Source organism: Stenotrophomonas sp. C9D9 (assembly GCF_056491205.1).
In genome coordinates, this window is the sequence record NZ_JBSZIF010000004.1 from 751,433 (window position 1) to 777,762 (window position 26,330).

Here is a 26,330-nt window from a genome sequence, read left to right on the forward strand (position 1 = left end):
TCACCTGCCGCGCACGGTGCTCTGGGATGATGCAGGCATGGTTCCGCCTGTCCTTCCCGCTGATCCGTCTTCGCCGTTGCGCCGCCGGTTGCTGCGCGCGGCAGTGCTGGCACCGCTCGCCGGTACGCTCGCCACCCTGCCCGGCTGTTCGCTGCCGGTGCAGGTGGATGGCACCTTCCTGCAGCCCTGGCGCAGCCACCTGCAATGGGGCCTGGCCGACTGGCAACGTTCGTTGAAGCTTGCCCATACGCTGGGCTGCCGGCAGCTGGTGCTGCAGTGGACCGGCATCGTCGGTGGCAGCGACGGCGACTGGTCGTTGCCGGACAGCAGCCTGCAGCAGCTGTTCACCGCCGCCAGCGAGAACAACCTCCGCATCCGCGTCGGCCTGCCCTTCCAGCAACGCTGGTGGCAGGCCATTGGTGCCGACGATGCCACGCTGCAGGCCTTCCTGGCCGACAGCCTGGCGCAGGCACGCCAGTGGTTGGCACAGGCGCCCTGGGCGCAGCAACCCGCCTTCGGGGGCTGGTACCTGCCCTACGAATTGGAGCAGTACCACTGGGCCGATCCGGCACGCCAGCAGTGGCTGGCACGGTGGCTGCACGGCCTGGTGCAGGCCGCCAGTGCACGCGGGGGCGACTGCGCGATGTCCTGCTACTTCAGCCGCCTGCAGACCGACGGCAACCTGGTCACGCTGTGGCAGGCAGTGCTGGCACAGGCCGCGCTGCGGCCAATGGTGCAGGACGGCGTGGGGGTTGCCGGCGCCGGCAACGTGCAGCAGCTGCAACCGCTGCTCCATCATTTCCACGCGCACGGCATCGGCTTCGATGCGATCGTCGAACTGTTCCGCGAACTGCCCGGCAGCGCCGCCGACGGCAGCGCGTTCAAGGGCGAGACCGCCGATGCCGCGCGCATCCAGCGGCAGCTGGCGTGGGCACGCGACAGCGGTGCGCAGCACGTGCTGGTCTATGCACTGGAGCCGTGGCTGACCCAGGACACGCCGCAGGCCGCGGCGCTGCGACGACGTTGGGGCGTGCCTCAGTAGTAGAGGATGGCGGTGGCGAACAGGCCCTTGGCGCGCTGCGTATCACCGCCACCGATCGCGAAGCGGTACTGCACGGTCAGGTCCAGGTAGGAGCGCGGCGTGTTGTAGTGGTCCTCGCGGAACCAGTAGCGCACGCCCACGCCCGGGCCCGCGCCAAGGGACCAGCTGCGCTGCGTATCGTTGAGCGCGAACGACTGCGCCGGGAACAGCGGGTAACGGATGTCGCGCACGCGCGAGCGCTGGTCGAGCCAGTCCGCCCCCACCACCACGTACGGCGTGACCACCCAGTGGGTCTGCCCGGCACCAAAGCGGAAGCTGCGGCCAGCACGCAGTTCACCGGCAGCGAACCACTGCTCGCGATGCAGGCGCCCGTTGGCATCGCCGATCCGCCGCACCGGTGTGCCGTTGGCATCGAGCGCGTCAAGGGTGAAGTGGGCGCTGTTGTCGTCCCAGGTGTAGCCGCCCTGCGCGTAACCGCTGACCATCCACCACTGGTTCACGTCGGTGCGCAGGTCGGTGCCGTGGTAATAGCCGTAGGTCAGGTAGGACATCCAGCCGCCGGAACCGCTGGCCAAGCGGTAGCGGGCCAGTGTGCTGGCTTCCAGTGGTGGGTTCAGGGCCAGCTGCAGGCTGCATTGCACGGCCGCCGATGCGGGATAGACATCGCCCGTGCGGGTGGCGCTGCCGAGGAACTGGCGGCGCTCGATGCCGGCGCTCAGGCCGGTCTGGCCGAAGGCGTAGCGCATGCCGAACGAGGCGATGGTGGACGGCCAGCCGGTGGTGGAGCGCGAATGGCTGAGACGTTCAGCGCGTGCGCGTGCATCCGGTGTCGATTCACCAGTGCACGGATCCACCGCGCGGATCGATTCGTAGGTGCCGCCCTGGTCGTACAGGGTGTTGAGCAGGCGTGCATAGAGTTCCAGCGTGCCGTGCTGGTCGTTGAAGGCCGGGGGCCGCCAGAACGCCTCCAGCGTACTGAACACCGAATCACCCGGCGTGCTGATCGCCGCGCCGCCGACATTGGTCGCGGCCTGGCGCGCCCCCCGGAAACCGGCCGAGGCGATCACGCCCCACTCGCGCGAATAGTTGGCGATGGCATTGCGCACGTTGTAGCGTTGATGCTCATCCAGCGGCAGCTCACCGGCGTCGGCGCGATCGATGGCGCTGCGCAGCAGTGACACCGCCTGTGGATGATCGCCGTTGGCCGCACTCGCGTACGCCTGATCCAGCACCACGCTCTTCGGTGCCTTGCCGGTGGCCTCGGCGGCGCGGAAGTCGGCCAGTGCCTGCGCTGGTTCGTGTGCCTTCTGGTTGAGATAGCCGCGCTGCATCAGCGCCTCCGCATCGTCAGGGCGCTGTGCCAGCGCCGCATCCAGGCGCTGCCGTGCTTCGTCCTGCTGGGCGCGGTTGCCCGACGCCAGCGTGGTGGTCAGCAGGCCCTGCAGCTTCGCGTCGTCCGGCGCGCGCTGCACAGCCTGCCGCGCCTCACCGATGGCCTCAGCATAGTCCTGGCGCGCGTAGGCAGCGTAGGCACGCTGCGCGGCACCGCCATCGCCCTGCAGATCGGCCGGCATCAGCTCGCAGACATTGCCTGTGCCGCCTGACTGGCAGTGCTGGAACGGCGCCGGGTAGGTCTGTGCGCTGATGCGGGGGAGCGCGCGACTGGAGCGGATCGCCCGGCCGCGTTGTTCGATGCCCTGCTGCAACAGCTGCTGCGCGCGTGCATCGCCCGCATCCGTTGGCAATGCCGACTGCAGTGGTGCCAGCAGCGCCGCGGCGCGCGTGCGGTCGGCACTGGCCAGCGCCGCATCCACCGCCAGCAGGCGCACGTTGCGCTGCTGCGTTGTTGACCCCGGCGCAGCGAGTGCGGTGTCGAAGTCCTCATTGGCGAGCACGGTATTGCCCTGGCGCTGGCGCAGGTAGCCGCGCATCACCCGTGCATTGAGATCCTGGCCGTCGGCCTGCAACGCCTGGTCGGCACTGCGCTCGGCGTCGGCCAGCTGCCCCTGCTGCAGCTGCGCGGTAATCAGCAGCAACCGGTACGTGGCCACCTGCGGTGCCAGCTCGACGGCGGCACGTGCCTGCGCAACGGCCGCGGCATCATCCTGCATGGACAGCGACCGATACGCCTGCTGCGCCTGCAGCAGCGCGCGCTGGCGATCCAGCGCCACGCGCCGGGCCAGCAGTGCCTCGGCATTCGGCGCGCCCAGCTGAAGTGCGGTGGCAATGGCGGCGTCGGCCTGTTCGGGCTGCTGCTGTGCCTCCAGCGCGGCCACCCACAGCAACGCCCAGGCACCCTGCGTCGGCTGCTGCCGGAAGGCCTGTTCGGCCTTGCCGGCCGCTTCTCCCATCCGCCCCGCGTCATAGGCCGCGTAGGCTTCGGTGGCCAGCGCGTAGGCCTGCTGCCTGCTGCGGTCTGCGGCACTGCCGACCAGACGCGATGGGGATGTCGTGCGCGCACCTTCGCCGCCAGTCGCCGCGCTGCGTGCAGCGGTGGCAGCCGCCAGCGCCGGCAACGCCGGATCCTTCAACCCCGCATCCAGTGCACGACGTGCCTGCCGCTGCGCCTCGGCACCCCGCCCCAGTTTCTGCAGCGCATAGATCTGCAGCAGGCGCAGCCGCACCACGTCCGGGCGCAGCCGGATCGCTTCCGTGGACTGCTGGTAAGCCGCCGGGTAGTCGCCGCGCTCATAGGCAGCAAACGCCTGCTCGGCGATGCGGTAGGCCGCACCGGACAAGGGCAGTGCTGCATCGGCCTGTGCCAGCACCGGCGCGGCGGCGCTGGCCAGTGCCACGGCAATGACGGTGGACAGCAGCGTGGTCTTCATGCCGGCAAGGCTCCGGGAGGCGGCGACTGCAGCGCGGCCGCACGCCGGCGCTGTTCCTGCATGGCCTGGGCCACCGCGTCTTCGGTGGTGATGCCCTGCTTGACCAGGTAATCGCCAATGCGGCCATCGCGCTGCGGCTGGTACGCGTCCAGCGCGATCTCGAAGCGCGCGTGGTCGATCAGGCGCATTTCCACCAGCAGGTCGCCCAGCAGTGGCACGTTGTCCAGGTGCCACTGCCGGTCGCCACCGATCATGCGCAGGCCCGCGTTGATCTCGCTTTCGCGGGCGATGCTCTGCTCAATGTGCTCGCTGCGGGTTTCCTGCTTCAGCAGTGCCAGCGCCTCTTCGGGCAATGGGCTGGCCACGGCCAGCCGCAGGGTGCCTTGCTGGCGCGGTGGCAGCGGCAACATGCGCCATTGCACGCAGGCATCGGCACTGACCGCGAACTGGCACGCGCGCAGGTAGTCCACGTCGATCACTGCGCGTTGCAGGTCGCCCTGGAAGGCGATCGCCTCGGCCAGCGTTTCATCATCCAGCCAGCCCTGGGTGAGCAGGATGCGGCCCAGTGGCTGCTGCCGGCCGGCATGCTGCTGGTCCAGCGCCTGCTGCAGCCGTTCCGGTTCCACCGCCTGCCAGGTGGTCAACAGCTCGCCCAGCTGCTTGCGGGTCTGCACCAGCTGTGCGGCATCCGGGAAGTCATGCATGGTCTTGTCCCAGACCATGCGCTTGCCGAACAGCAGGTAGGCCAGGAACACCTTCCACGCGCGTGCCGTGGCCATGAAATTGATCATGTTGCCGACCACCATGCGCGGGATCGACATCAACGCATGCTCCCAGCCATACAGCCGGTTGACGAAGTAGAAGCGCTGCACGACCCGGGTCGCCAGCGCCGCCGTGGTCAGCAGCGCCACGTTCATCTGCCAGGTACCGGCCTGGAACACGCTGGGGAACTGCATCGTCCATACCCCGGTCATCTTCAGCACCCAGAACAGCAGCAGCTGCAGGAAGATGAGGTAGGCGATGATGCTGACGAACGAGGTGATGATGCCCTTGCGGTCGCGCGCCAGCAGGTACTTGGTGGCCAGCGAGCCGCGCCAGCCCAGCGACTCCCAGCTCTGCAGGCCGATGCCCAGCACCCAGCGCGCCTTCTGCCGGTACGAGGCACGGAAGTTGTCGGGGAAGTATTCGCGCACGCACAGCGCCATCTGCTGGGTGCGCTCGCGTACCGGCCCCCAGCCGAACCATGACGGGCGACGCACGCGGAACTGCACCGGGAAGCGCGCGAAGATCGACTGCATGCCCATCGCCGCCAGCCGCGCACCAACGTCGTAATCCTCGGTGAGGCTGTCGGTGTTGAAGGGCTGGTTGTCGGTCTGCGCGCTCAGTGCCAGCAGCGCGCGCCGCGAGAAGCAGGTGCCGACGCCCGCCGACGGCACCATGCCGGAAACACTTTCACGCACTACCAGATCCTTGGCGTGCCATTCGGCGAATTCGTCCATGTAGACACCGGCCACCAGCTCGTACCACTCGCGGTCCAGCGAGGTGACCGGCAGCTGGATCATGTCCTTGCGCGGCAGCAGGTAGTTGTAGAAGCGCAGTTCCATCGGGTGCAGCACGTCCTCGCTGTCGTGCAGGATCACCCCGGCGAACTCGATGTCGTGGCGCTTCTCGTAATCGAAGATCGCCAGGATCAGCCAGTTCAGGCAGTCGGCCTTGCTGGTCGGACCGTCGTGCGGCACCTCCACGCGGCGCAGGCGCTTGTAGCGGCGGCGCATGCGCTCGACTTCGTCGATGGTCTGCTGGTCGTTGGGATAGGTGCCGACGAACACGACGTACTCGCGGTAGTCGAGCACGTTGATCATGTTCTCCACCATCTGCGCGATGACGTCGTACTCCATCCACGCCGGCACCATGATCGCCAGCGGCTGTTCCGGCCGCTGCAGCAGGTCGTCCTGGGTCAGCGGCCGGTACGCATCGCGGCGCTTGATCGTCAGCGCGCGCCAGCTCTCGCGTACCCAGTACCAGACATCGATGAACAGGTCATCGAGGCTGGATATCAGGATCAGCACGGCCACCGCCGCCGCCGTGGCTTCCAGGGCGGCGTAGTAGTTGGCCAGCTGGATGTTCCAGAACAGACCGTCCACGATGGATCAGTGCCCTGCGTTGGCGGACTTGCGGCGGCGCACCTGGGTAACGCGGGCGGCCAGCAGCGCGAACACGATCACGCCGACCAGCAGCAGCAACCACACCATGTGCCGTTCCCACTTCGATTGCGGATTGCCGTCCTGCGCGATACGCGTGCCATAGGGATCCTGGCGGTCGAATTCGCGCACGGCATCACTGCCGTCGAGCACGGCAAGATCGCCCCGCAGCAGCCGGAACGGCGCGCCGAACGACGGTGCCTGCGCACCGAGGTCGCTGTAGAGCACGCCCAACTGGCCGCCGGACGACCCCACCTGCACCACGGCAGCACGATCCAGCCCGCTGACATCCAGCAGCGGCTGCGACGTGCCGCCGATCAGCAGGTGGCCATCCTTCAGGCCGGCCACATCGACACCGGCCGGTACCACGCCGAAGGCCAGCCACGGTGCGCCCGGGCTGACCGCGGCACCGGCGTCGACCACCTTCAGTTCCGACGCTTCCGGCGAGGCGCCCACTGCACTGGCCACCGCGATGACCTTGCCCAGCGAGGCCGGCGCATCCTGCAGCCAGGTGCCGGGCACGAACACCTGGTTGCCGCGCGACAACTGGCTGCTGGCACCAACGAAGTCACTGCCCAGCGAACGCTTGGCCAGGGTCAGGTGGCTGCTGGGCAGGATCGAAACCGGGTAGCCGGTGGCCGGATCGTGGCAGTACGGCCGTGCCGGCTGGCGCAGGAAGCTGACGCGGATCTCGTTGCGCGCCGACAGGGCATAGGCCGGCACCTTGGCCACCAGCCGTTGCGGCTGGCCGTTGGCCGACAACACCTTGCCGCCCAGCAGGTAATCATTGAAGTAGATCGTCGCCACCGCGCCCTGCCCGGCCGCGTTGGGGGCCGCCGAGACATCGATCACCACTTCCTCGGGCAGGCGCCCATCGGCCGACAGCGCGCCGAGGTCGAAGCTGGCGCTGCGATCGGCGCGGGTCACCACCTCCATCGTGCCGGCGATGTTGCCGAGCCGGCTCAGCAGCACCTGGTCACCGTCCAGTCTGGGCGTGCCTGCTGCGCTGACCTGCAGGCTGCGGCCCAGCGCATAGCTGCGCCACTGTTCGGCGAACAGCCCGGCGACCTTGCCCGCCGCCGCCGGGTCGACCAGCAGCGTCGGACGCCCGGCCACGGCCAGCACGCTGACCGATGCGTTGGCAGCGGGCTTTTCCAGGCCGCCCATGTCGGTACCGCGCCACGCGGCGAATGCCGTGCCCGCATCAGCGCCCGCCGCGCCAACCTGTACGGCCAGCGCATCCAGCGCCACGCGTACGCCGGCACGCAGTGCGTCACTGCCGATCATCACATCGGCCGCCAACGGCCCACTGTCACGCAGCGACAGCAGCGCGCCGACTTCGGCCAGGTCCTTGATCGCATGCGCACGCTCGCCCGTAGCCAGCGCGGCGTAGGCCGGCACGCCCTGCAGGCTGGCCGGGATGCTGATGCCGGCCAGGTCGACGCTGTCACCGACCTTGGGCAGCGCCACCACCTGCACCTGCTTGCCGCCGGCCTGCAACGCGGTACCGATGCGCCAGGCCGCGTCGTAGGCGGGCGCCTGCAGCGCCTTGCCATCCACCAGCAGGCGCACCTGCGGTGGCAGGGCGCCCCAGGCCTTGGCCACGGTATCCACGGCACGCCCATCGAAGCGGTAGCTGAAGCGCGAGTCCGGCGACAGCCGCAGCACGTTGGCCGGTGCGCTCTGGTCGGCACACTGATAGTCGGACACGATCGACCACCAGCCGACGCCGACCCGCACGAAACCGTTCTGGCGAGGTTCGCCATCGATGGCCAGCAGCTGGCTGGCGTCGCCCTGCGCGTCGGTGATCGAACGCGCGGCGATCGGATCGCCATCGACCGACCACAAGCCCGAGGTGCGCCCGGCGTGGCCGCGCACATAGCGCCCGTCCAGTTGCAGCTGCGCATCGCGGGTGGCCACGCCGGCCGGCACCGGCAGGTAGATCTCGCGCTGGCTCTCCTGCCCGCTCAGCACCAGCGGCTGGCGGAAGCCGAGTTCGCGCAGGGTCATCTGCCGGTTCACCGTGCTGTCGCCACTCCATTCGGCGAACTGGCCGGCGACGCTGTCGGCGGCATGGGCTGTGCCGACCGCGCCCGACAGGACGAACGCGGCAGCGGAAGCAAACAGGGAAGAGCGGCCGGTCTGGGTCATGGCATCACTTCATGCGGATGGAGGTGGGCGGCACCGCCACAGCGGAGACCGGGCGAGAATTCGGGAAGGGGCGCACCGCGCAGGGCGGCGACGATGCGGGCGCTGGCGCGGCCATCGCCGTAGGGGCTGGCATCGGGGTCGAAGCGGGTCGGCTGCGGGGGCTGTGCCAATACCGCGCTGACCGCATCGATGATGCGCGAGGGCGTGGTGCCGACCAGCGTCACCACGCCGGCCTCGACCGCCTCCGGCCGTTCGGTGACATCGCGCATCACCAGCACCGGTTTCGCCAGCGCCGGCGCTTCTTCCTGCACGCCACCGGAGTCGGTGAGGATGACGTCGGCGCGCTGCATCAGGCGCACGAAGCGCAGGTAATCCTGCGGTGGCACCAGGTGCACGTTGTCGAGGTGGCCGAGGTGGGCGTTGACCGGGCCCTGCACGTTCGGGTTGAGGTGCACCGGGTACAGCACCTGCAGGTCCGGCCGCCGCGCCAGCTCAGCCAGCGCACGGCAGATGTCCTCGAAGCCCTGGCCGAAGCTCTCGCGGCGATGGCCGGTGACCAGCAGCAGGCGGCGCGCGGGGTCGAGCATGTGGAAGGGTTGGTCGGCCTGCGCGCGCAATGCCGCATCTGCATCCAGCCGCTGCACGGTCTGCTGCAGGGCATCGATGACGGTGTTGCCGGTGACCAGGATCTGCCCGCCCAGATGCTCGCGGGCCAGGTTGGCGCGCGAGCCTGGGGTGGGTGCATACAGCTGATGGCCGACCACATCGACCACCCGCCGGTTCATCTCCTCCGGCCACGGCCGGTTGATGTCGCCGGTGCGCAGGCCGGCCTCGACATGGCCGATCGGGATGCGGTGGTGGAACGCGGCCAGGGCCGCGGTCATCGCCGTGGTGGTATCGCCATGCACCAGCACGTAGTCGGGGCGGACCTGCGTGTAGAGCGCGTCAAGCCGCTCGAACAGCCTGGAGCACAGGCCATTGAGGGTCTGGTTGGGCACCATGACATCCAGGTCATGGTCGGCGGTGATCTCGAACAGCGACATCACCTGGTCGAGCATCGCGCGGTGCTGCCCGGTGATGCAGACCACCGATTCGATATCCGCAGCCTGTGCCAGGGCGCGCACCAGGGGCCCCATCTTGATGGCTTCCGGTCGCGTGCCGAATACCGACAGGACCTTCACCGGAGCGCTTCCGAAGGCCGGCGCGGAAGGGGGCAAACAGCAGTAGCCACGTCTGGATCCTTTCGGCGTTGCCGTCCAATACCCGCAGGCAGGAGACGGTCACCTCATGAGGAAACTCCAAATTCGCGACATACATCACACTAAGGCGTCTGCATGCGCGTCGTGGCATCGATCTTCATCGTTGCAGGATCAAGACGCAGTCAACGCCGCCCGTGGAACGGGCGACGTTGCGGTGGAACGCAGCAGGGGCGTGGCCTGGAGCCGGCTTACTCGTACTGGATGGTGAACGTGGCCTGGCCGTTCGCGACACCGGCGCCGACCGTACCGGCCTGGGTCTGCACGTAGCGCGCGCGCAGCGGCAGCGCCATGACGCTGGTACCCGGCGCCGTGGTGCCGACGTTGATGGTCTGGCCGAAGCGCACTTCACGCTCGGTGCTGCCATCGCGCTGGACCATCTGGATACCGATGCGGGTGGCACTGTTGCTGGCCGCGCTAAGCTTCAGCACGCCCGGCATGTTCGAGCTGTCCTGGTCGGCATCGAGGCGGATGCCGATCTTGCTCTGATAGGCGGCGACGTTGCTGCCCTGGCAGTTCAGGCGGATCTCGAAGTCGCGATCAACGGCCTTGGAGCCGACACCGGTGAAGGTGGTGTTGGGCACGCTGCCGAAATCGACGGCAATGTTGCGGCTGCCGGCCTGCACTTCACAGGTCGGGCTGACCACGGTGGTGCCCGAGCCCTTGAAGGTCGAGGTCAGGACCGGGCGCCCGGGGCCATCGCCGTCGAAGTAGTACGTAGTGAAGCGGCCGTTCGGCGCGATCACGCCCGAGCCGGTCTGCGCAGCCGTCTTGATCAGCTGGATGCGGAACTGGCCACCGATGAGGCTGACCACGGAACCGCCACCGAAGTTGATCGAGTGCGGGTAGTAGGTCTGGATCGCGCCCGAATCGCGGTACAGGCGGATGCCGACGCCTGCCACATCGGTTTCATAGACGTTCGAGAAGCCGGCCACCGGGCGCTTCTGCGCTGCATTGACGTACTCACCGATCGAACGACCGCCGGTCCAGGAATCGCAGCGGGCAACGCTGTTCTGCTGGGTGATCGGTTCGCTGATTTCCTTGATCACGCCACCGACCGGGGTGCTGGGCAGGATCACGATCTGGCCCATGTCCATGGTCACGTCCTGGGCGATGAACCAGCTGTTCTGGATGCGGCAGGCGGCGCTCGCCTGCTGTGCCAGCAGCACGCCGCCCAGTACGGCCAGCGCGGCCAGCGCCTTGCGGCCACGGGAAGAAATCATCGGCATGCTGCCTCCAGCGGGATGAAGCCGGTCTTGGACGCATCAGCGCCCGCCGGAACCTGGTAATCGATGGTGCAGCGCTGGTCGGCACCGGCGCCCCACTCCACCAGCAGGCGGCCCTGGGTGTGCTCGCTGCGCACGTACAGGCGGCCGCCCTGGCTGACCATGCCCACCGGCTGGCCCTGCTCATCCTTGACCTGCGCACCGAACGGCATGCTGCGGCCATCGGCGTTGCGCACCTGGATCAGCAGCGCGTTGCCCTTGCGGGTATCGAAGCGCAGGTAGCTGATGGCACCGGCGAACGGCGCGATCGACTGGCTGGTGCTCTCCAGTTCGACGTCGTGGGCCATGCCCTGCGGATCGAGGGTGACGGTGTTGAGACGGTACGGAGACACGTACGGCACCACGGCGTAGCCGCGGCCATCGACGCGCAGGCCCGGCGCGTTGCTGACGATCGCATCGCGCGCGCCCGGCGCTTCGACCAGCACCATGGTGTCGCCACGCTGCGGGGTGAAGGTGAAGCCACCCGGATGCACCACCACGCTGCCGTTGGCGCCGACCGACGCTTGGCGGAAATCACGCGAGTGGCTGTAGGTGGCGTTCAGCGCGGAGTAGCGGCTGCGGTATTCGGCATTGGCGATCGCGGTGGTGCCACCCTCGCGGGAATCGGACAGGGCTGCGCCGTAGCTGAAGTTGTTGTCGATGCCGGCCGAACCGGTGATGCCGACGCGGCTGTTGTCGTAGCCACCGCGGTCGCGCGCGCCGAGGTCGGCGCTGAACGACACCGGGTGGGTGCCACGGCCCAGCGGCACGCTCATCGACAGCAGGTACTGGGTGTCGGAACGGCCGAGCACGCCTTCTTCGGTGCGCAGCGCCGAGAAGCCGTAGTTCACCGAGCGCCAGGCGTTGTTGTAGCCCACCTGGTACTGCTTGGAGGTGCCGGAACGGTCGTAGAAGTCACGCACCGAACCGGTCACGTACAGCGCACCGCCACGGCGGCCCAGCGGCTGGTTCAGGGTCACCTGGAACTGGCTGCGCTGACGGCCACGGGTGGTCGGATCGATGCCGCGCTTGTCCGAATCACGGCCATACAGCGCGTCCTGCAGGCTGTAGAAGCCTTCGGTCGAATAGCGGTAGGCGGCCAAGGTCAGGTTGGTCCCGGTCTCGCCGATCATGTTGCTGTAGCTCAACCGCACGCTGGCGCCGGTATGGTCGCCGTAGTGGTCGAACGAGGTCCGTGCGTGGGTGACGTCGGCGGCGAAAGCACCGATGCGCGTGGACAGGCCCACGCCGTACAGCAGCGACAGGTAGCCTTCGCTCAGCGCACTGCCGCCGTACAGGGTCAACTGGTTGCCGATGCCACGCTGGTAGGTGCCCTGCACCAGCCACGGCTCATCGGCCAGCAGCTTGTTGCGCACCTGGCCGGCGGTCAACGAGTAGCGCGACACGCCTTCGCGCAGCATCTGCGGCACCGAACCGAACGGCACCTTGAATTCGCGGCGGCGGCCGTCGGCCTCGATCACGCTCACTTCCAGGTCGCCGCCGTAGCCGGTCGGGTACAGGTCGTCGATGACGAAGCTGCCCGGCGATACGGTGGAGGAGTAGATCAGCTGCTGGTTCTGGCGCACTTCGATGCGCGCGTTGGTTTCGGCAATGCCGCGCACGACCGGCGCGTAACCGCGCAGCGAGTCGGGCAGCATGCGGTCGTCGCTGGCCAGGCTGGCACCACGGTAGCCGATCGAATCGAACAGTTCGCCAGTGGTGTAGGCCTCACCAATGGTGAGCATGCCGCGCACCTGCGGGATGCCGCGCTGCGCATAGGTGGCAATGCTCTGCCAGTGGCGGCCGTTGCCTTCGGACCAGGTCAGGTTGGAATCGTGGCGGAACTGCCAGCCCCCCAGGTTGAGGCCGGCGTTGAGGCCGAGGTAGGCGCTGCGGTTGCGCTGGCCACCTTCGACGCGGCTGTCGCTGTCGATGGCATTGAAGCTGTAGCCGACGAAGCCCGCATTGATGCCGCGGTCCCACAGCGACGGATTGACGTAGCCGCGCGCCTCGCGGCGCAGGAACACCTGCGGGATGCTGAGGTCGTAGCGCAGGTTGCCGCTGTCATAGATGCCGTAGGCATTGGCCATGCGCTGCTGCACCGGCACGCAGCTGGTCTTGTCGGTCGGCAGCGTCGGGTCCTGCTGCAGCAGCACGGCCTCGCTGTCCACACCCATTTCTTCCAGCATCGGCAGCGGCAGGCAGGCGTCGACGCGGCCCTGCTCATCGGCCTTGAACTGCAGATCGCGACGGCCCTGCCAGCCACCGTTGACGTAGACGTCGACGCGGTAGGTGCCGGCCACCATCGGGTTGCCATTGGTGAAGGACGCCAGATCGACCTGCTTGGCCTGGCCGGAGAGGAAGCTGGAGTTGAACTGGGCCGACTCGGGTGCACGCGCATTGGCCGCACCGCTCTGCGCCATCAGCGCCTGTTCGCCGAGATTGGCCGGCGCAGCCAGCGCCCATCCTGGGCAGGCCACGCCAGCAACCAGCAGGCAGATCGCCTGGTGGATCGACAATGTCAATCTGTTTCCGATCACACTGACATTCCTTCAATTCGCCGCACGGCGGCGGTGGCGGGATGCGCAGGCCCATGGCCGGCGCGGCGCGTTCAGCCCCCGGTACTGCCGAGGCGGACCTTGTGCTCCACCCGACCGCCGTAATCGTTGATGGTGATGAAGCGCACCTGGTCTGAGCCCGCCGGTGCGGTGAACTCCAGGCTCTGCTTCGGCGCGACCATGGCGCCCTTGTCCTCGACGGTCTTTTCACTGCTGCCGGTCACGGCATGCACTTCGGCCAGCGTGACGTGGAAGGGGCTGGGGTTTTCCACCCGCAGGCGATCGCCAGTGCGGGTCCAGCGCAGCGCTGCCGGCGCGTCGTTGGCGACGCCCTTCAGGCCCTGCGGCCGGTAGAACAGTTTCAGGCGCGAACGGAACGCGACCTGCAGGTAATTCTGGTCGCCGCTGTCGGCGTTGTCGGGCGACGGCGGCACATCCAGCACGTTGAGCCAGAACACCGACTCACGGTCGGTCGGCAGCTGCGCACCGGAGAAGATCACGCGCAGCGCCTGGCTGCGGCCCGGTTCGACGCGCGCGATCGGCGGCGTCAGTACGAACGGGGCATCGCTGTTGTCGGCGGTCTGGTTGGCGTCGCCACTGTCGATCCAGGCCTGGACCAGCGCCGGCGAATCGCCCACGTTGTCGACCTGCACGGTGACTTCGCGCGCCTGCGCCGGATAGATCACTCGCGTGCCGTTGACCACCACGCCGGCCAGAGCGTTCTGGCAGAAGGGCAGCGTGAACGCTGCCAGCAGCAGCGCCCGGGGAAAGATTGCTTTCATCGGAAGTACTACGCTCGAGGGGTGTGGCCAGGGGCCGCGAAGCACTGGCCGGCGCGTACGCCGGCCAATGCGGGTACGACGACGATCAGTTGTAGATGATCGTGTACTTGACGCTGCTGGTGACGTCGCCCGGGGTGGCGGCGGCAGTGGCGTAGTACTCAGCGTAGTAGTTCAGATCGGCCGAGCCGTCGGTGCCGACGGTGACCCACTGCGAGTTGGTCTGGGCCAGGCCAGCGCCGGCAGCCTTGATCGGCAGGAACTGGTTGTTCGAGCCCAGCAGCTGCAGCTGCACGTTGGTGGCAGCGTTGGCCGAGGCCTGGTTGACCAGGCGGCCGCTGTTGAAGTCGACGGTCGAACCCGGCTCGAAGTAGGTGGCGACGTTGCCGGCGCTGCACTTGGTCAGGTTGATGGCGAACGGGGTACGGCCCGCAACGGCACCGGCGGTGGCCAGGGTGTTCTTGGACACGGTCGGCAGGTTGACGGCGAAGTCCTTGCCGCCCGGGGTCGAGATGGTGCAGGTCTTGTCGGTCACCTTGCCATTGAAGGTGATGGTGCCGTCGGCGGCGTTGGCGGCCAGCGGAGCGGCGGCCAGCATCAGAGCGGCAATGAGATTGATCTTGTGCATTCGCTTTTACCTAACCCTACTGAAGAGATGAGAAGTAGAGGAGGAAGCAAGGAGCACTGCCGGGCTAACAAGACCCATCCTTGCGTCTCACCTGTGGCCGGACTCGGACATACCTTCCCCTGAATCCGTGACGCAAGTATATGCACAACTGTGATGAAAGTCTCATTATTTTTCTGAACGCCAATTCATTGACGCCCTAAATGTGACGTGGTAGGCGGAATCGGAGTCAGAGGCGCGTGGACGATTTGACGGCGGGGCGGCCAGGTCACAGACGACCGTGGATGACGCGTTGAGCGGCGCGTTCGGCAGGCGCGGAAACAGGCCTTTTTCAGGTGGAAATCAGCTTATTTGATGCGCATCACTCTTTCTTGGTGATGGCCCTAGCAGATTCGGATTTGTCCTATTAAAGGCGGATCGAACCTGTCGCTAACTAGGACACACCGAACCAGAGAACGTGTCATGAGGAATTCCATTCTGCTGTGCGTGGCCCTGATGTCCGTCAGTGCGCTGGCCCAGGCCAGCAGCGGCAGCATCCGTTTCAGCGGCCGCATCGCCGAGCCGGGCTGCACGACGAACCTGTCCCAGGGTGAGCTGAGCCTGGCGGCCTGCCCGCCGTCGGCCAAGGGCTCGACGGTGGCCGTAACGGCGCTGGCCGATGGCCAGGCCGCGACGCTGCGCGATGGCAAGCGCCAGGGCCAGAAGCTGTCGGTGTCGGCCAGCGCGATGCGTGCCGGCGATATCGCCTTCTCCGAGCGCTACAGCGTGCAGGCTTCGAAGCAGCAGCCGCTGCAGGGCGCTTACCTGGTGGTCGTCGACTACCTGTAAGCCCTGCAGGCCGGTCCTACTCCGGCTGCGGCAACTCGAAGACCTGGCGCAGGTAGGCCAGGTAACCCGGGTCGTCGCACATGCTCTTGCCCGGCGAATCGCTGAGCTTGGCCACCGGCTGGCCGTTGCAGCGGACCATCTTGATGACGATGTTGAGCGGCGTCGGGCCCAGATCATTGGTCAGGTGGGTGCCGACGCCGAACGCGACCTGGCAGCGACCGCGGAAGTAGTCGTACAGGCGCATCACCTTGGCGATGTCGAGCCCATCGCTGAACACCAGCACCTTGCTGCGCGGATCGACCCGGCGCTGCTGGAAATGCGCCAGCATGCGGTCGCCCCAGTCGAACGGATCGCCGGAGTCATGGCGCACGCCGTCGAACAGCTTGCAGAAGTACATGTCGAAGTCGCGCAGGAACGCGTCCAGGCCGACCACGTCGGACAGCGCGATGCCCAGATCGCCGCGATACTCGCGCGCCCACGATTCCAGTGCCGCCACCTGCGAATCACGCAGGCGCGGACCGAGGGCCTGGAACGCCTGCAGGTACTCATGGGCCATGGTGCCGTGCGGCGTCATGCCGTACAGGCGCGCGAAGTGAACGTTGCTGGTACCGACCAGCTGCGGGCCGAGCGCGTCGCGCAGCAGCGGCAGCAGACGGGCATGCCAATCCCGCGAGTAGCGGCGGCGGCTGCCGTAGTCGGCGATGCGGCACTGTTCGAAGCCGGGGGTATCGCGCAGCAGTGCAGCCTTGGCCTGCAGGCGGCGCTCGCCTTCGGCAAAATCGGCCGTGGTGGTGTTGCGGAACCAGACTTCGTTGATGATCGCCAGCAGCGGCACTTCGAACAGGATGGTGTGCAGCCAGGGGCCGGTGATGTCCAGTTCGATCTCACCGGGCACGGCCTTCGACGCGCGCAGCTGGATGTACTTGCGGTCGAGGTGGAACAGGCCGAGGAAATCGGCGAAGTCCGGCTTCACGAAGCGCAGGCCACGCATGTAGTCCAGCTCTGCGTCGCTGAAACGCAGGTTGCACAGGTGGTCGATTTCTTCGTCGATCTGGTCGATGTAGCTTGCCAGGTCGATACCGGGCGTACGGCACTTGAACCGGTACTGCACCTGGGCGCCGGGGTGCTGGTGGAGCACCGCCTGCATCATGGTGAACTTGTACAGGTCGGTGTCGAGCAGGGACTGGATGATAGGCATGGGGCGGATTATGCGCCCGGCAGGGTGAACCGGGGTGGCTGCGGCCACGCTCGGCTCACGGGGAACAGCATTGGTAGATCCACGCCATGCATGGATGCTCCTGGGCGCTACAGCGACCTGCGCAGCAGCCTCGGCACCAGCATCAGCGCATGCGCCCAGATCGCAGCCCATACCGCCGCGCGCACCGGCAGCGAACGCTGCCCGGCCTCGAACTTCTGGAAGTAACGCCACAGGCCCCTGTGCTTGTGCCATTCCACGAAGAACGGCCGTGAGCGGCTGGAGACACCGCGCACATGGGTGACCTGCAGGTCGTTGGCGATCGCCACCACCGCACCGGCCTCGCGTGCGCGCCGGCACAGGTCCAGGTCCTCGGCGTGCAGGCGATAGCCCGCGTCCCAGCCACCGATACGGTCGAACAGCGCGCGCGGCATCATCAGCAGTGCGCCGGACAGCGCAGGGACCCGCTGCAGCGGCTGGTGCGGTTCTCGCGGAACCGCCAGCTTCGAGCCCTTTCCGGGCGAACGCAGCATCATCAGGAAATCCGGGTCGCGGCGGCGCACCGCCTCGTCGGCATGACCATGCTCGTCCACCTGTTCAACGCCCAGCAGGCAGTCGCCCAGCGCTTCGGCGCGGGAGCGCAGTTCGGCCAGTGTGTCCGGCTCGACCATCAGGTCCGGGTTGATGAAGGCCAGCCACGGGCTGTGCGAGTCGGCCACGCCCTGGTTGTTGGCGGCGGCGAAGCCGGGATTGTCCGGGTTGCCGACGAAGCGCACGCGTGGATCGTGGCTGGCATGCCGCTGCACGATGTCCAGCGTGCCATCCAGCGAACCATTGTCGATCACCCGGATCTCGGCGACATCCTGCGCCTGGCGCAGGCGCGAGAGGCAGGCATCGATGGTGCTGCCACTCTGGTAGGTGACGACGATGGCGGCAATGGCAACATTCAAACGGATGGCTCCGGCGCGGACGGGACGAACAGGTCGCCCTGTTCCTTCGGCATTATCGCCTGCCGCATGCGCTGCTGCAGGTCGGCGCGCAGCCCGTGCAGCGGGTCGTGCATCAGGAAATCGGCCAGCCGCGGGACCCAGGCCGGCCAGCGCGCGGCCAGGGCCTCCAGATCGCCATCGCGACTGATCGCCTCCCCTGCCCGGCTGACGAAGGCGGTCTCGCACAGCACGTTGCGCCACCCCAGGCCGGCCATGCGCAGGCTGAGGTCGACCAGTGCCGCGTTCCAGCCGGCATAGCTGTCCACGTCCAGGCCACCGGCACGACGGCGCGCGTTGCCGCGCACCAGCACCGCGTGGGTGACCGCCGATGGCAGCTCCGGGTGCAGCGTCGGCAACGTGGCGCAGGTGTGCGCCAGCAGGGCCGGGTCCTGGGGCTCGGGATTGATCTCGCCCAGCCGTGGCCACGCGGCGGTCTCGCCGGCATTGCACCAGGGGGTTGCGGTGGCGATCGCGGCATCGCGGGCGAAGGCATCCTGCAACTGCTGCAACCAGCCGGGTGATGGCACGCTGTCCGGCGCCAGCACGGCCACGTCCAGGCCATCGCAGGCGCGCAGCATCTCGTCCAGATGGGCGACTTCGCCCAGTGGCCGCGCGCGCCGGGTGTACTCGGCCTGCAGCGGCGTATGCGCCAACCAGTGTTCCACCACCGCCTGCGCGCGCGGCCCGGTCTGCGCGTCATCGGCCAACCAGACCGCGGTCCCTGGCGCCGTGCCGGCATCCAGTGCGGCCAGGCAGCGGTCGAGCGCGGCATCGTCCACGCACAGCGGCAACAACACGATCGCCCCCATCCCGCCTCCGTGGTTGTCGGTGGCCACAGCGTAGCACCGGGAGGGTATCGGCCGGGTTGCACCCGGCACCTGCAGAGGCCAGAGCCGAAGCAAGAGCGAGAGCGGGTTCCTGGGGAATGGCGGGGTGGGTCCGGTTGCGGGGGACGCCGTAAACCCATCCCTGGGGGCTTGGCCGCGGCATCCATGCCGCGGACACCCCCGCAACCGGACCCACCCCGCCTTCGACAGATCTCCGCGATCTGCAGTAGATCCACGCCATGCGTGGATGAATCTCCATCGGAATCGAATATTTCGAACTGGAATCGAAAAGCATCCACGCATGGCGTGGATCTACCGTGTCGACCAAGGTCGACACCTACCAACAGCCGCGGGAATCTGTCAGAGGCGGGGCGGTGTGGGTTGGCAGGACCGTTGGCGCCATGGATGGCGCCATCGAGCCCCCAAAGACGGGTTTACGGCGTGTCCTGACAACCCACACCGCCCTGCCCTCCCTCAGTAAACCCGCTGTTGCTGTTGCTGTTGCTCCAGCTCGGGCCTCTGCGGGTGCCGGGCGCAGCCCGGCCGTAAACCCCTTACTTCTTCGCGCGCGGCTGGTTCAGCGGCTCCATCGCGCGGAAGCGCTTGCTGTACTCGTCGGTCAGGTTGCGCGATTCCTGGCTGTTGCGGACGATGGTCGGGGTCAGCAGCACGATCACTTCCGAACGACGGCTGGTGCGGGTCTTCTGACCGAACAACGCACCGACCACCGGAATCTTGCTCAGCCCCGGGATACCGCTGCTGCCGTCGGTGGCCGAATCGGTGATCAGGCCCGCCAGCATGATGGTGTCGCCGCTCTGCACCGCCGCTTCGGTGGACAGCTTCTTGGTCGAAATGCGCGGGTTGCAGTTGCGCTCGGTCGGGTTGCAGGCTTCCGGCACGTCCGAGGCGCTGCTGACTTCCTGCACGATGTCCAGGAACACGGTGCCGTCGCGGGTCACGCGCGGGCGCACCTTGAGGATCACGCCGGTGTCGATGTACTGCACCGAGCTGTAGGTGCTGGTGCCCACACCGGTGTTCACCGTGGTGGTGTTGATCGGCACCTTGTCGCCGACGTTGAGCGTGGCTTCGGCATTGTTGCGCACGAACACCGATGGCGTCTGCAGCAGGCGCAGGTCGGTCACCTTGTCCAGTGCGCTGACCACGGCGGCGGCGTTGTGGCCGGTGAATGCCCAGCCCACACCGTCATTGCCGGTCACGCCACCCGCGAAGGTATTCCAGGCACCCGCAGCGGCCGGCGGCAGGGTCAGGCCGCTGAGCGCGCCGGTCAGTGTGCGACCGGCCACGGCATTGTCGAAGAACCAGTTCACGCCGTACTTCAGGTCACCGGTCAGCGCCACTTCGGCCACCTGTGCCTCGATGTGCACCTGCAGCGGCATCACGTCCAGCTTCTCGATCACCTCGCGGATCGAGCGCCAGGCCTGCGGCGTCGAGCGCACCAGCAGGGTGTTGGTTTCCTCCACCGCCGACACGCCGACGCGGTCACCTTCCACTTCCAGGCTGACACTGACGTTGCCGGGCTGGCGCTGCGGCAGGTTCAGGCTGCCATTGCTGCTGCCACTGCCACTGCTTCCGCCCAGCGTCGACCCCAGGTTGCTGTTGGCGTTGTCCATTCCACGATCGCTGTCACCGCCCAGCTGCGACGGGATGGCGCCCGGTGCCAGCGAGGCCGGGCTGGAGCCGCCGCGGTTGCCACTGCTGGCGAAGGCCTCGCTGAGGCGCTCGGCCAGGTCACGTGCCTTGATGTAGCGCAGCTCGTAGGAGAACAGGCGGGCGCTGCCACCAGCGGTGTCGATGCGATCCAGCCACTGCTGGATCTGGTCCAGGTAGCGCACCTGCGGCGTGATCACCAACACGGCGTTGGCATTCTCCAGCGGCAGGAAACGGAACATGCCGGCGCTGGGCGTCTTGCTCTCTTCACCGAACACCTTTTCCAGGTCGGCCGCGACCTGCTCGGCCTTGCCCGACTGGATCGGGAACACGCCCACCGACATGCCGGACAACCAGTCGACATCGAAGATCTCGACGGTGCGCAGGTAGTTTTCCAGTTCGGCGCGGGTACCACCCAGGGTGATCACGTTGCGGCCGCTGTCCACGTTGACGATGGCGTTGGGACGCGCGTACGGCTCCAGCACCTTCTTCATTTCGGTGGCGGAGATGAACTGCAGCGGGACCACGCGGACTTCGAAGCCGCGCGCGCTGGCTGCCGGCGCGGTGCTCGGCGCGACCGTGCCGGCCAGCGCCTGGTCGGCGGCGACAATGTTGTAGCGCCCACCGCTGTAGACCATGCGCGCGTTGTTCCAGCCCAGCACCATCTCCAGCAGGTTCAGTGCCTGCGCCGGCGAGACCGGCTTGGGCGTGGCCAGGGTGACCGTGCCCTGCACGCCCGGTGCGATCACGTAGTTCTGGCCAAGCATGTCACCAAGGATGGCCTTGACCACCGCATGCAGCGATTCGCCTTCGAAGTTGAAGGTCGCCTCGCCGGTACTGGCACCGTGCAGCGCCGGTGCCGGCGCACGCGCGGCCTCGCGGTTGATCATCGTGCCGGTACCGCGACGGATCACCGCCTGCGGTGCCCCCTGGCTTTCACGGGCGGCATCGGCAGCGACGTCGGCCGCCTGGCCGGCGTCGGCGCTGGGCGACAGGTTGCCGTTGCGCTGCACGTGCGGCGCGGACACCGTACTGCAGCCGACCAGCAGCGCGAGGGCAAAGGACCAGGGAAGAAAACGCAGGTTCATGCATTCACTCTATCGGTTGGTGCCATCGCCCGGGGGCGGCGACGGTTGTTGCTGCTGTTGCTGCAGCTGGCGGCGACGGGCCTGGATGCGTTCGCGGATGGCCTGCATCTGCGCTTCGCTGGGACCGTTGTTGTTGGCCGGTGGTGTTTTTGCAGCGGCCGCCGCAGGCGCTGGTGCATTGCCAGCGGGCGACGGCGATGGGATTGCGGCGGCCGGTGGCGGCGCCGGCGGAGCGCCCGCCGAGGGCGGCACAACAATCGCGCCTGCAGGCGGTGCACCATTTGCTCCGCGCAGCACCGTCGGCGGCTCACCGCCCTGGCCGTTGAACACCGCCAGTTCGAGGACCTGGTTGCCACCGGGGCCGATCACCGTGGCCTGGCGCGGCTGCAGCGCCACCAGCTGCCAGCCATCCACGGCTTCGCCGTTGAGGCGCAGGCGCAGCGAGCGGTTCTGTTCGGTGGTGAACGTGGCCATGCCGAAATCGCCGGTCAGCAGCACACCGGTCAGGCGCAACGCGGCGCTGGCCGCCGGTTCGCTGCCACCCAGCAGATAGGGCCGCGGCCTGCGGTCTTCGGCGAACAGCGGGCGCTCACCGATGGCGCTGTAGCTGTCGGCGCTGGCCATGCGCTCGGCCGCCAGCGGCGGCAGCGATGGCAGCGATGGCGCGGCATCGGCATCACCGCCGGCACCCGGCAGATGGCTGCCCAGCCCGAAGCCGGTCGCCAGCCAGACGGCGGCCGCCCAACCGGCCAGCGCCAGCAGGAAGCCGGTACGCAGGCTGATCTGCTCAAGCTTCATCGGCCACCTCCTGTCCTTCGGACGGGGGCGCCGGGTGTGGCGCAGGTGCGGCCTCGGCCGGCGACGCAGGCGGTGCCGGTGCCGGTACCGGTGCCGCAGCGGGTGCCGGTACCGTGCCATCGGCGGCGGCGCCTGGCAGCAGGTAGCCGGCCAGCTCGAAGGACACGTCCAGGCCCAGCCCCGATTCGTTCGGCGATTGCTGGAAGCGCTGCGCGATCAGGTTGAGGTTGTCGACGAACAGGCGTGGGCTGCCGGTTTCCAGGCTGTGCAGCACGGTGGCCAGTTCGGCCACGCCACAGCGCAGGCGCACCTGCATGGCGACGCGCACGAACTCGGCATCGCGCCGGTTGTCGGTCAGCGGCGTGCGGTTGCTGATGGTGCAGCTGCGGTTGCCCGGGCTGGCCATCGCCACCGCATCCTGCAGCCGGGCGCCCAATGCAGCGGCGGCAGCTTCGGCAGTGGCTTCGCGCAGGAAGCCCGGCCGCTGCTGCAGTGCCTCGCGGGTAGCGCGAAGGCGCTGTTCGATCTGCGGCTGCTGCTGCAGCTGCGCCTGCACGCGCGACTCGCGTTCGCGCAGGGCGGCGACATCGGCATCGATCGCACGCAGCGGCTGGGTGAACCAGGGGTGCACCAGCAGCAGATAGGCCAGGCCCAGCACTGCCAGCAGCAGTGCCAGCGCCAGCCAGCGGTCACGGCGTGCGCTTGGCATCGGCATCGGCCGCCTCCGGGGTCGGTGCGGCGGCCGGCAACGGCTGCAGTTCGGCGGTCATGGTGAAGCGGTCGCGGCCACTGGCGGCGCCATCGGCCTGCAGCACCCCGGTCAGGTTGACCTTTCGCCACTGCGGTGCGTCCTGCAGCAGCTGCACCAGCTGCGATGCCTCGCGGCTCAGGCCGATCAGCTGCAGGTTGTTGTTCTCGATCGCCAGCTTTTCCAGGTAGGTACCTTCCGGCAGGCGCCGGGTCAGTTCGTTCCAGATCTCGACGGTACCGGCGCGCTGGCTGCGCTGCTTCTCCAGGAATGCGGCGCCATCGATCAGCGCCTGCAGCTGCGCGCGTTCGCTGGCCACGCCACGCGCACTGCGCGCGCTGCGCTCGACCTGTGCACGCAGCTCGTCGGCCGCGGCCTGGCGGTTGTCGAGCAGCTGCACCGCGGCCAGTACCAGCATCACGACGGCAGCCACTGCCAGCAGCAGGTTCCAGCGCCGCATCGGGTCTGGCCGCAGTTGGCGCTGCGGGGGCGGCAGCAGGTTCACCTGCAGCACGTTGCCCTGCGCATCGATGGCATCGACGCCCGCCAGCGCATCGGCCCATGGGCCCACGCCGGTGCGCCATGCTTCCAGTTGCCGCAATGGCCACGCCACCAGTTCGACCTGCAGCTGGCCTTCGCCGCCCGCGCCGAGTTCACGCACGTCATAACTGACCTGGGACGATTCGAACGGGGTCTGCCGGTCGATCTCGAAACCGACCACGGCACGCAGGCGGTCGGCCGCTGCAGCGGGCAGGCGCAGGCTACGCCGCAGGACATCCGCCGCCGGCAGCAGCCACACCCGCGGCAGAGTGCGCAGGCGAGGCTCCAGCACGCGGTCCAGGTCCGCCGGTGACAGCGGCCACGGCAGGCGCGCCACCGCTTCGCGGCGTTCGCCGGCTTCACGCCAGACCTGCAGCTGGTCGCCCTCGTGCTGCAGCAGCAGGCGTGCCTGGCCCCAGCCCAATGCCCATTGCCAGCGCACCGGCACCCAGGCCAGCAGCGACTGCCGCCACCAGCGCAGGAAACGGCCAGCGCCCGGGCCGATCCGGCCCTGCACCTGCCGCAGACTGTCCTGCCACGCCGTCATCTTGCCGTCATTCCCTGCTCCCAGCGAAGCACTGTGTAGGTCCGCCCGGGAACCCCGCCCGAGCCACTGCGTACCACTGCCTGCAACACCGACCTGCGTCCACTGCTGTCGATGGCACCGGACTCGATACTATAGGTGCCGCTGCTGCTGGCAAGCGTTGTCGTGCCACCAGCGGAATCTGCATCACGCTCCTGCTGTGCGCGCTGCGCCATCACCATGTCCGCATCCAGGCCCAGCGCGGTCAGCACCGGCGCGCTGGCGAACTGCGGATCCGGCCGTGCCTGGCGGCTGTACAGGGTCAGGTGCGGCAGCATCGCCCGGTACAGCGGGCCGCGCATGCCCAGTACCCGCTGCAGCTCGCCCAGGGTCTCGAACCGCTTGTTGCGCGGGCCGTAGGGCAATCCGGCTGCGGCGTAGTCCTGCGCTTCGGCGCCACCGCCCGGCTGCAGCAGGCTGTCCTCGTCGCGCCAGTCGATGATGGCCCCGGCCAACTGCCGGGCCTGTGCATCGTCTTCGCCAAGCGCCTTGAGAAAGGCGGTCAGCAGCGCCGCATCGGCCAGGTTCAGGTTGATCTTGCCGTTCTCGTCCAGCACCTTGATCTCGATGCTGGCGTCGTCGAACTGCCAGCGGTAGGTACGGCCATCGGCACGCCAGGGCGCCCGTTGCGGATCGGCTGACAGACGCAGGAGGGCGTATTCGAGGCCGGCGCGCGCACGTTCCTGCCCGCGTGCATCGTCGTCCAGCACGCGCTGCTGCAGGTGCTCGACCCGTGCACTCAGCGCGAACGCACCGACCAGCGCCGTCATCAACGCGATCAGCCACAGCACCAGCACCAAGGCCGCCCCACGCTGACGGCTCATCGTGCGCCTCCACTGCCACCGGCACGCGGCGCTACCACCAGCGGCGGCCACGGCGCGCCGCGGGACGGCACGATCTGGATTTCCACCAGCATCGGCAGGCGGCGGGTGTCATCCCAGCGCGGCAGCCAGTCGGTCACCTGCCCGGTGCTGGCATCGATGCCGCGATAGCGCAGCTGCACCGACTTCAGGTTCTCCACCAGCACCTCGGGCGGGCGCGGCGGATTCTCGGCGATGCGCTCGCCTTCCTGCAGCAGCACCAGGTCCAGCAGCAGGCGCTGTTGGCCATCGCGTCCGTCGACCTGCAGCGCGTGCAGGTAGGGGCCGCCACGGCCGAGGTATCCGGGCAGGTCGGCGGCGAACAACATCCGTTGCTCCTCCCCCTGGAAGAAGATCGGTTCGCGGGTGGGGTCCGGAACCTCCAGCGGGGTGCGCAACGCGCCCGCCAGCTGCCTGCGCAGCAAGGACTCGACCGCGCGCATGCGTTCGCTCTCGGCGGCGATCTGCTCGCCGCGCTGGCTGACCGCCATCGCCGAGCGCACGCTGGCAAAGGCCAATGCCAGGCCGCCGGCCAGCAGCACGGTGGCCAGCATCACTTCGACCAGGGTGAAACCTGCGGTGCGGCGCCTCACCGAGCATTCTCCAGGTCGGGCGGCAACAGGCGCAGGCTGCGCCAGCGCAGCTGCTCGCGCTCGCTGTCACCCCAGCGCACCTGCAATTGCAGCTCTGCCAGCCATGGTGTGCCCGGTGACGTGGCCTGCACGACATTGCCGGCGCGTGGCTCCACCCACGGCTGAACCTGCAGTTCCCAGTGATAGCGCCCCTGTTCCCAGTCACCCTGCTGGCTACCCACCTGCAGCGGTGCGTCGATGCCGGCCTCGGCCAGCAACGACTGTGCATGCAGCACCGCGCGCGTGCGCAGCTCGGCATCACGTACCTGTTTTGCGCCGCCGGACAGGCTGCCCAGCAGCAGGGTCAACGCCAGGCCCAGCAGGGCGAAGGCGATGATCACTTCCAGCAGGGTGAAGCCACGCGCGCGCCGCTTCATTGCGCCCGCCAGGGGCCGGAGCGGACCTCGCCGGTGAGCCAGCCAACGTCGACGCGCCATTCGGCACCGTCGCGCTGCAACCGGATGCGGCCACCGCTGGAGCCGCCATCGGGATGGAATTCGATCACCCCCTGCCCCGGCGCGGTGGCCAGCTGGGCGGCACCTTCGAACTGCACCTGCAGCTGTGCCGGCACCTCACCGTGGCGCTGGTTGGCACCCTCCCAGCGCCGCCGTGCCGGTTCGATCACGAAGCGCTGCGGTTCGCCGCGGGCGATTGCCTGCGCGCGCACCATGCGCAGCTGGTTGGCGATGTCCTTGCCGGCGCTGCGCAGCTGCATGCCGGCGAACCCGCGCGACAGGCCGGCGGCGGTGATCAGGCCGATCGCCGCGATCAGGGCGATCACCAGCAGCATTTCCAGCAGCGACAGTCCAGCCGCGCGCCTGCCGTGCAGGCGCGGGCGTGGCAACCGGCGCGGCAGGAAATACGTCATG

21 protein-coding genes are annotated in these 26,330 nt (G+C 68.3%); 2 read left to right on the forward strand and 19 right to left on the reverse strand.

The window, feature by feature from the left end; all coding sequences use genetic code 11:
- Positions 1-37: 37 nt before the first annotated feature.
- Positions 38-1,042, forward strand: a complete 1,005-nt coding sequence (locus tag ACXI0D_RS08980) for a DUF4434 domain-containing protein (protein ID WP_233490832.1) — start codon at positions 38-40, stop codon at positions 1,040-1,042.
- On the opposite strand, the gene ACXI0D_RS08985 is transcribed toward ACXI0D_RS08980, so the two are convergent.
- From ACXI0D_RS08985 to ACXI0D_RS09020, 8 genes are all read right to left on the reverse strand, one after another.
- Positions 1,036-3,870: an NfrA family protein gene (locus tag ACXI0D_RS08985; RefSeq protein WP_479642499.1), complete on the reverse strand. Its 2,835-nt coding sequence runs from the start codon at positions 3,868-3,870 to the stop codon at positions 1,036-1,038. The genes ACXI0D_RS08980 and ACXI0D_RS08985 overlap by 7 nt on opposite strands.
- A complete protein-coding gene (locus tag ACXI0D_RS08990; protein ID WP_479642500.1) occupies positions 3,867-6,014 on the reverse strand; it encodes a glycosyl transferase family protein in 2,148 nt (715 codons plus the stop codon). Before ACXI0D_RS08990 ends, ACXI0D_RS08985 begins: the two co-directional genes overlap by 4 nt.
- A gap of 6 nt (positions 6,015-6,020) precedes the next feature.
- Positions 6,021-8,222 (reverse strand): hypothetical protein, encoded by a 2,202-nt coding sequence (locus ACXI0D_RS08995; RefSeq protein WP_479642501.1) that lies wholly within the window; start codon positions 8,220-8,222, stop codon positions 6,021-6,023.
- Positions 8,219-9,403, reverse strand: a complete 1,185-nt coding sequence (wecB, locus tag ACXI0D_RS09000) for a non-hydrolyzing UDP-N-acetylglucosamine 2-epimerase (RefSeq protein ID WP_049443118.1) — start codon at positions 9,401-9,403, stop codon at positions 8,219-8,221. Before wecB ends, ACXI0D_RS08995 begins: the two co-directional genes overlap by 4 nt.
- Before the next feature lie 266 nt (positions 9,404-9,669).
- Positions 9,670-10,707, reverse strand: a complete 1,038-nt coding sequence (locus tag ACXI0D_RS09005; RefSeq protein WP_014035948.1) for a fimbrial protein — start codon at positions 10,705-10,707, stop codon at positions 9,670-9,672.
- Positions 10,698-13,262, reverse strand: a complete 2,565-nt coding sequence (locus ACXI0D_RS09010) for a fimbria/pilus outer membrane usher protein (RefSeq protein WP_049443117.1) — start codon at positions 13,260-13,262, stop codon at positions 10,698-10,700. Before ACXI0D_RS09010 ends, ACXI0D_RS09005 begins: the two co-directional genes overlap by 10 nt.
- A gap of 92 nt (positions 13,263-13,354) precedes the next feature.
- Positions 13,355-14,083 (reverse strand): fimbrial biogenesis chaperone, encoded by a 729-nt coding sequence (locus tag ACXI0D_RS09015; protein ID WP_014035946.1) that lies wholly within the window; start codon positions 14,081-14,083, stop codon positions 13,355-13,357.
- Positions 14,084-14,168: 85 nt separating this feature from the next.
- Positions 14,169-14,708, reverse strand: coding sequence for a fimbrial protein (locus tag ACXI0D_RS09020; RefSeq protein WP_049443116.1), 540 nt, complete (start codon positions 14,706-14,708; stop codon positions 14,169-14,171).
- 459 nt (positions 14,709-15,167) lie between these two features.
- Here ACXI0D_RS09020 and ACXI0D_RS09025 point away from each other — a divergent pair, with 459 nt between their 5' ends.
- The gene (locus tag ACXI0D_RS09025; RefSeq protein WP_014645902.1) at positions 15,168-15,533 is read left to right on the forward strand and encodes a hypothetical protein; all 366 of its coding nucleotides are present in this window, start codon (positions 15,168-15,170) and stop codon (positions 15,531-15,533) included.
- 16 nt (positions 15,534-15,549) lie between these two features.
- On the opposite strand, the gene pncB is transcribed toward ACXI0D_RS09025, so the two are convergent.
- The 11 genes from pncB to xpsH all read right to left on the reverse strand — a co-directional run bounded on the left by pncB (position 15,550) and on the right by xpsH (position 26,329).
- A complete protein-coding gene (gene pncB, locus ACXI0D_RS09030; protein WP_049443115.1) occupies positions 15,550-16,731 on the reverse strand; it encodes a nicotinate phosphoribosyltransferase in 1,182 nt (393 codons plus the stop codon).
- A gap of 107 nt (positions 16,732-16,838) precedes the next feature.
- Positions 16,839-17,678, reverse strand: a complete 840-nt coding sequence (locus ACXI0D_RS09035) for a glycosyltransferase family 2 protein (protein WP_049443114.1) — start codon at positions 17,676-17,678, stop codon at positions 16,839-16,841.
- Positions 17,675-18,526, reverse strand: a complete 852-nt coding sequence (locus ACXI0D_RS09040; protein ID WP_049443113.1) for a glycosyltransferase family 2 protein — start codon at positions 18,524-18,526, stop codon at positions 17,675-17,677. The genes ACXI0D_RS09035 and ACXI0D_RS09040 overlap by 4 nt, the downstream gene beginning before the upstream one ends.
- Before the next feature lie 572 nt (positions 18,527-19,098).
- A complete protein-coding gene (gene gspD / locus ACXI0D_RS09045) occupies positions 19,099-21,300 on the reverse strand; it encodes a type II secretion system secretin GspD (RefSeq protein WP_049443112.1) in 2,202 nt (733 codons plus the stop codon).
- A gap of 9 nt (positions 21,301-21,309) precedes the next feature.
- Positions 21,310-22,098 carry a hypothetical protein gene (locus ACXI0D_RS09050; RefSeq protein ID WP_049443111.1) on the reverse strand — a complete coding sequence of 263 codons (789 nt, stop codon included), beginning with the start codon at positions 22,096-22,098 and terminating at the stop codon, positions 21,310-21,312.
- A complete protein-coding gene (gspM, locus tag ACXI0D_RS09055; RefSeq protein ID WP_049443110.1) occupies positions 22,088-22,813 on the reverse strand; it encodes a type II secretion system protein GspM in 726 nt (241 codons plus the stop codon). Before gspM ends, ACXI0D_RS09050 begins: the two co-directional genes overlap by 11 nt.
- On the reverse strand, positions 22,788-23,933 hold the full coding sequence (locus ACXI0D_RS09060; protein WP_049443109.1) for a PilN domain-containing protein: 1,146 nt from the start codon (positions 23,931-23,933) through the stop codon (positions 22,788-22,790). Before ACXI0D_RS09060 ends, gspM begins: the two co-directional genes overlap by 26 nt.
- The gene (locus ACXI0D_RS09065; protein WP_014035936.1) at positions 23,930-24,793 is read right to left on the reverse strand and encodes a type II secretion system minor pseudopilin; all 864 of its coding nucleotides are present in this window, start codon (positions 24,791-24,793) and stop codon (positions 23,930-23,932) included. The genes ACXI0D_RS09060 and ACXI0D_RS09065 overlap by 4 nt, the downstream gene beginning before the upstream one ends.
- Positions 24,790-25,422, reverse strand: a complete 633-nt coding sequence (locus tag ACXI0D_RS09070; protein WP_049443108.1) for a type II secretion system protein J — start codon at positions 25,420-25,422, stop codon at positions 24,790-24,792. The genes ACXI0D_RS09065 and ACXI0D_RS09070 overlap by 4 nt, the downstream gene beginning before the upstream one ends.
- Positions 25,419-25,838 carry a type II secretion system protein XpsI gene (xpsI, locus tag ACXI0D_RS09075; RefSeq protein WP_049443107.1) on the reverse strand — a complete coding sequence of 140 codons (420 nt, stop codon included), beginning with the start codon at positions 25,836-25,838 and terminating at the stop codon, positions 25,419-25,421. Before xpsI ends, ACXI0D_RS09070 begins: the two co-directional genes overlap by 4 nt.
- Positions 25,835-26,329 carry a type II secretion system protein XpsH gene (gene xpsH, locus ACXI0D_RS09080; protein WP_119007459.1) on the reverse strand — a complete coding sequence of 165 codons (495 nt, stop codon included), beginning with the start codon at positions 26,327-26,329 and terminating at the stop codon, positions 25,835-25,837. Before xpsH ends, xpsI begins: the two co-directional genes overlap by 4 nt.
- Between the last annotated feature and the right edge of the window lies 1 nt (position 26,330).

Excerpts from the sequence above, each read along its gene's own strand:
- ACXI0D_RS09060 (WP_049443109.1), bottom strand. The coding sequence starts at position 23,933 with ATGACGGCGTGGCAGGACAGTCTGCGGCAGGTGCAGGGCCGGATCGGC.
- pncB (WP_049443115.1), bottom strand. The coding sequence starts at position 16,731 with ATGCCTATCATCCAGTCCCTGCTCGACACCGACCTGTACAAGTTCACC.
- ACXI0D_RS09005 (WP_014035948.1), bottom strand. The coding sequence starts at position 10,707 with ATGCCGATGATTTCTTCCCGTGGCCGCAAGGCGCTGGCCGCGCTGGCC.
- ACXI0D_RS08985 (WP_479642499.1), bottom strand. The coding sequence starts at position 3,870 with ATGAAGACCACGCTGCTGTCCACCGTCATTGCCGTGGCACTGGCCAGC.
- ACXI0D_RS09050 (WP_049443111.1), bottom strand. The coding sequence starts at position 22,098 with ATGAAGCTTGAGCAGATCAGCCTGCGTACCGGCTTCCTGCTGGCGCTG.
- xpsH (WP_119007459.1), bottom strand. The coding sequence starts at position 26,329 with ATGACGTATTTCCTGCCGCGCCGGTTGCCACGCCCGCGCCTGCACGGC.
- ACXI0D_RS09015 (WP_014035946.1), bottom strand. The coding sequence starts at position 14,083 with ATGAAAGCAATCTTTCCCCGGGCGCTGCTGCTGGCAGCGTTCACGCTG.
- gspM (WP_049443110.1), bottom strand. The coding sequence starts at position 22,813 with ATGCCGATGCCAAGCGCACGCCGTGACCGCTGGCTGGCGCTGGCACTG.
- ACXI0D_RS09065 (WP_014035936.1), bottom strand. The coding sequence starts at position 24,793 with ATGAGCCGTCAGCGTGGGGCGGCCTTGGTGCTGGTGCTGTGGCTGATC.
- ACXI0D_RS08980 (WP_233490832.1), top strand. The coding sequence starts at position 38 with ATGGTTCCGCCTGTCCTTCCCGCTGATCCGTCTTCGCCGTTGCGCCGC.
- xpsI (WP_049443107.1), bottom strand. The coding sequence starts at position 25,838 with ATGAAGCGGCGCGCGCGTGGCTTCACCCTGCTGGAAGTGATCATCGCC.
- gspD (WP_049443112.1), bottom strand. The coding sequence starts at position 21,300 with ATGAACCTGCGTTTTCTTCCCTGGTCCTTTGCCCTCGCGCTGCTGGTC.
- ACXI0D_RS09025 (WP_014645902.1), top strand. The coding sequence starts at position 15,168 with ATGAGGAATTCCATTCTGCTGTGCGTGGCCCTGATGTCCGTCAGTGCG.
- ACXI0D_RS08995 (WP_479642501.1), bottom strand. The coding sequence starts at position 8,222 with ATGACCCAGACCGGCCGCTCTTCCCTGTTTGCTTCCGCTGCCGCGTTC.
- ACXI0D_RS09040 (WP_049443113.1), bottom strand. The coding sequence starts at position 18,526 with ATGGGGGCGATCGTGTTGTTGCCGCTGTGCGTGGACGATGCCGCGCTC.
- ACXI0D_RS09020 (WP_049443116.1), bottom strand. The coding sequence starts at position 14,708 with ATGCACAAGATCAATCTCATTGCCGCTCTGATGCTGGCCGCCGCTCCG.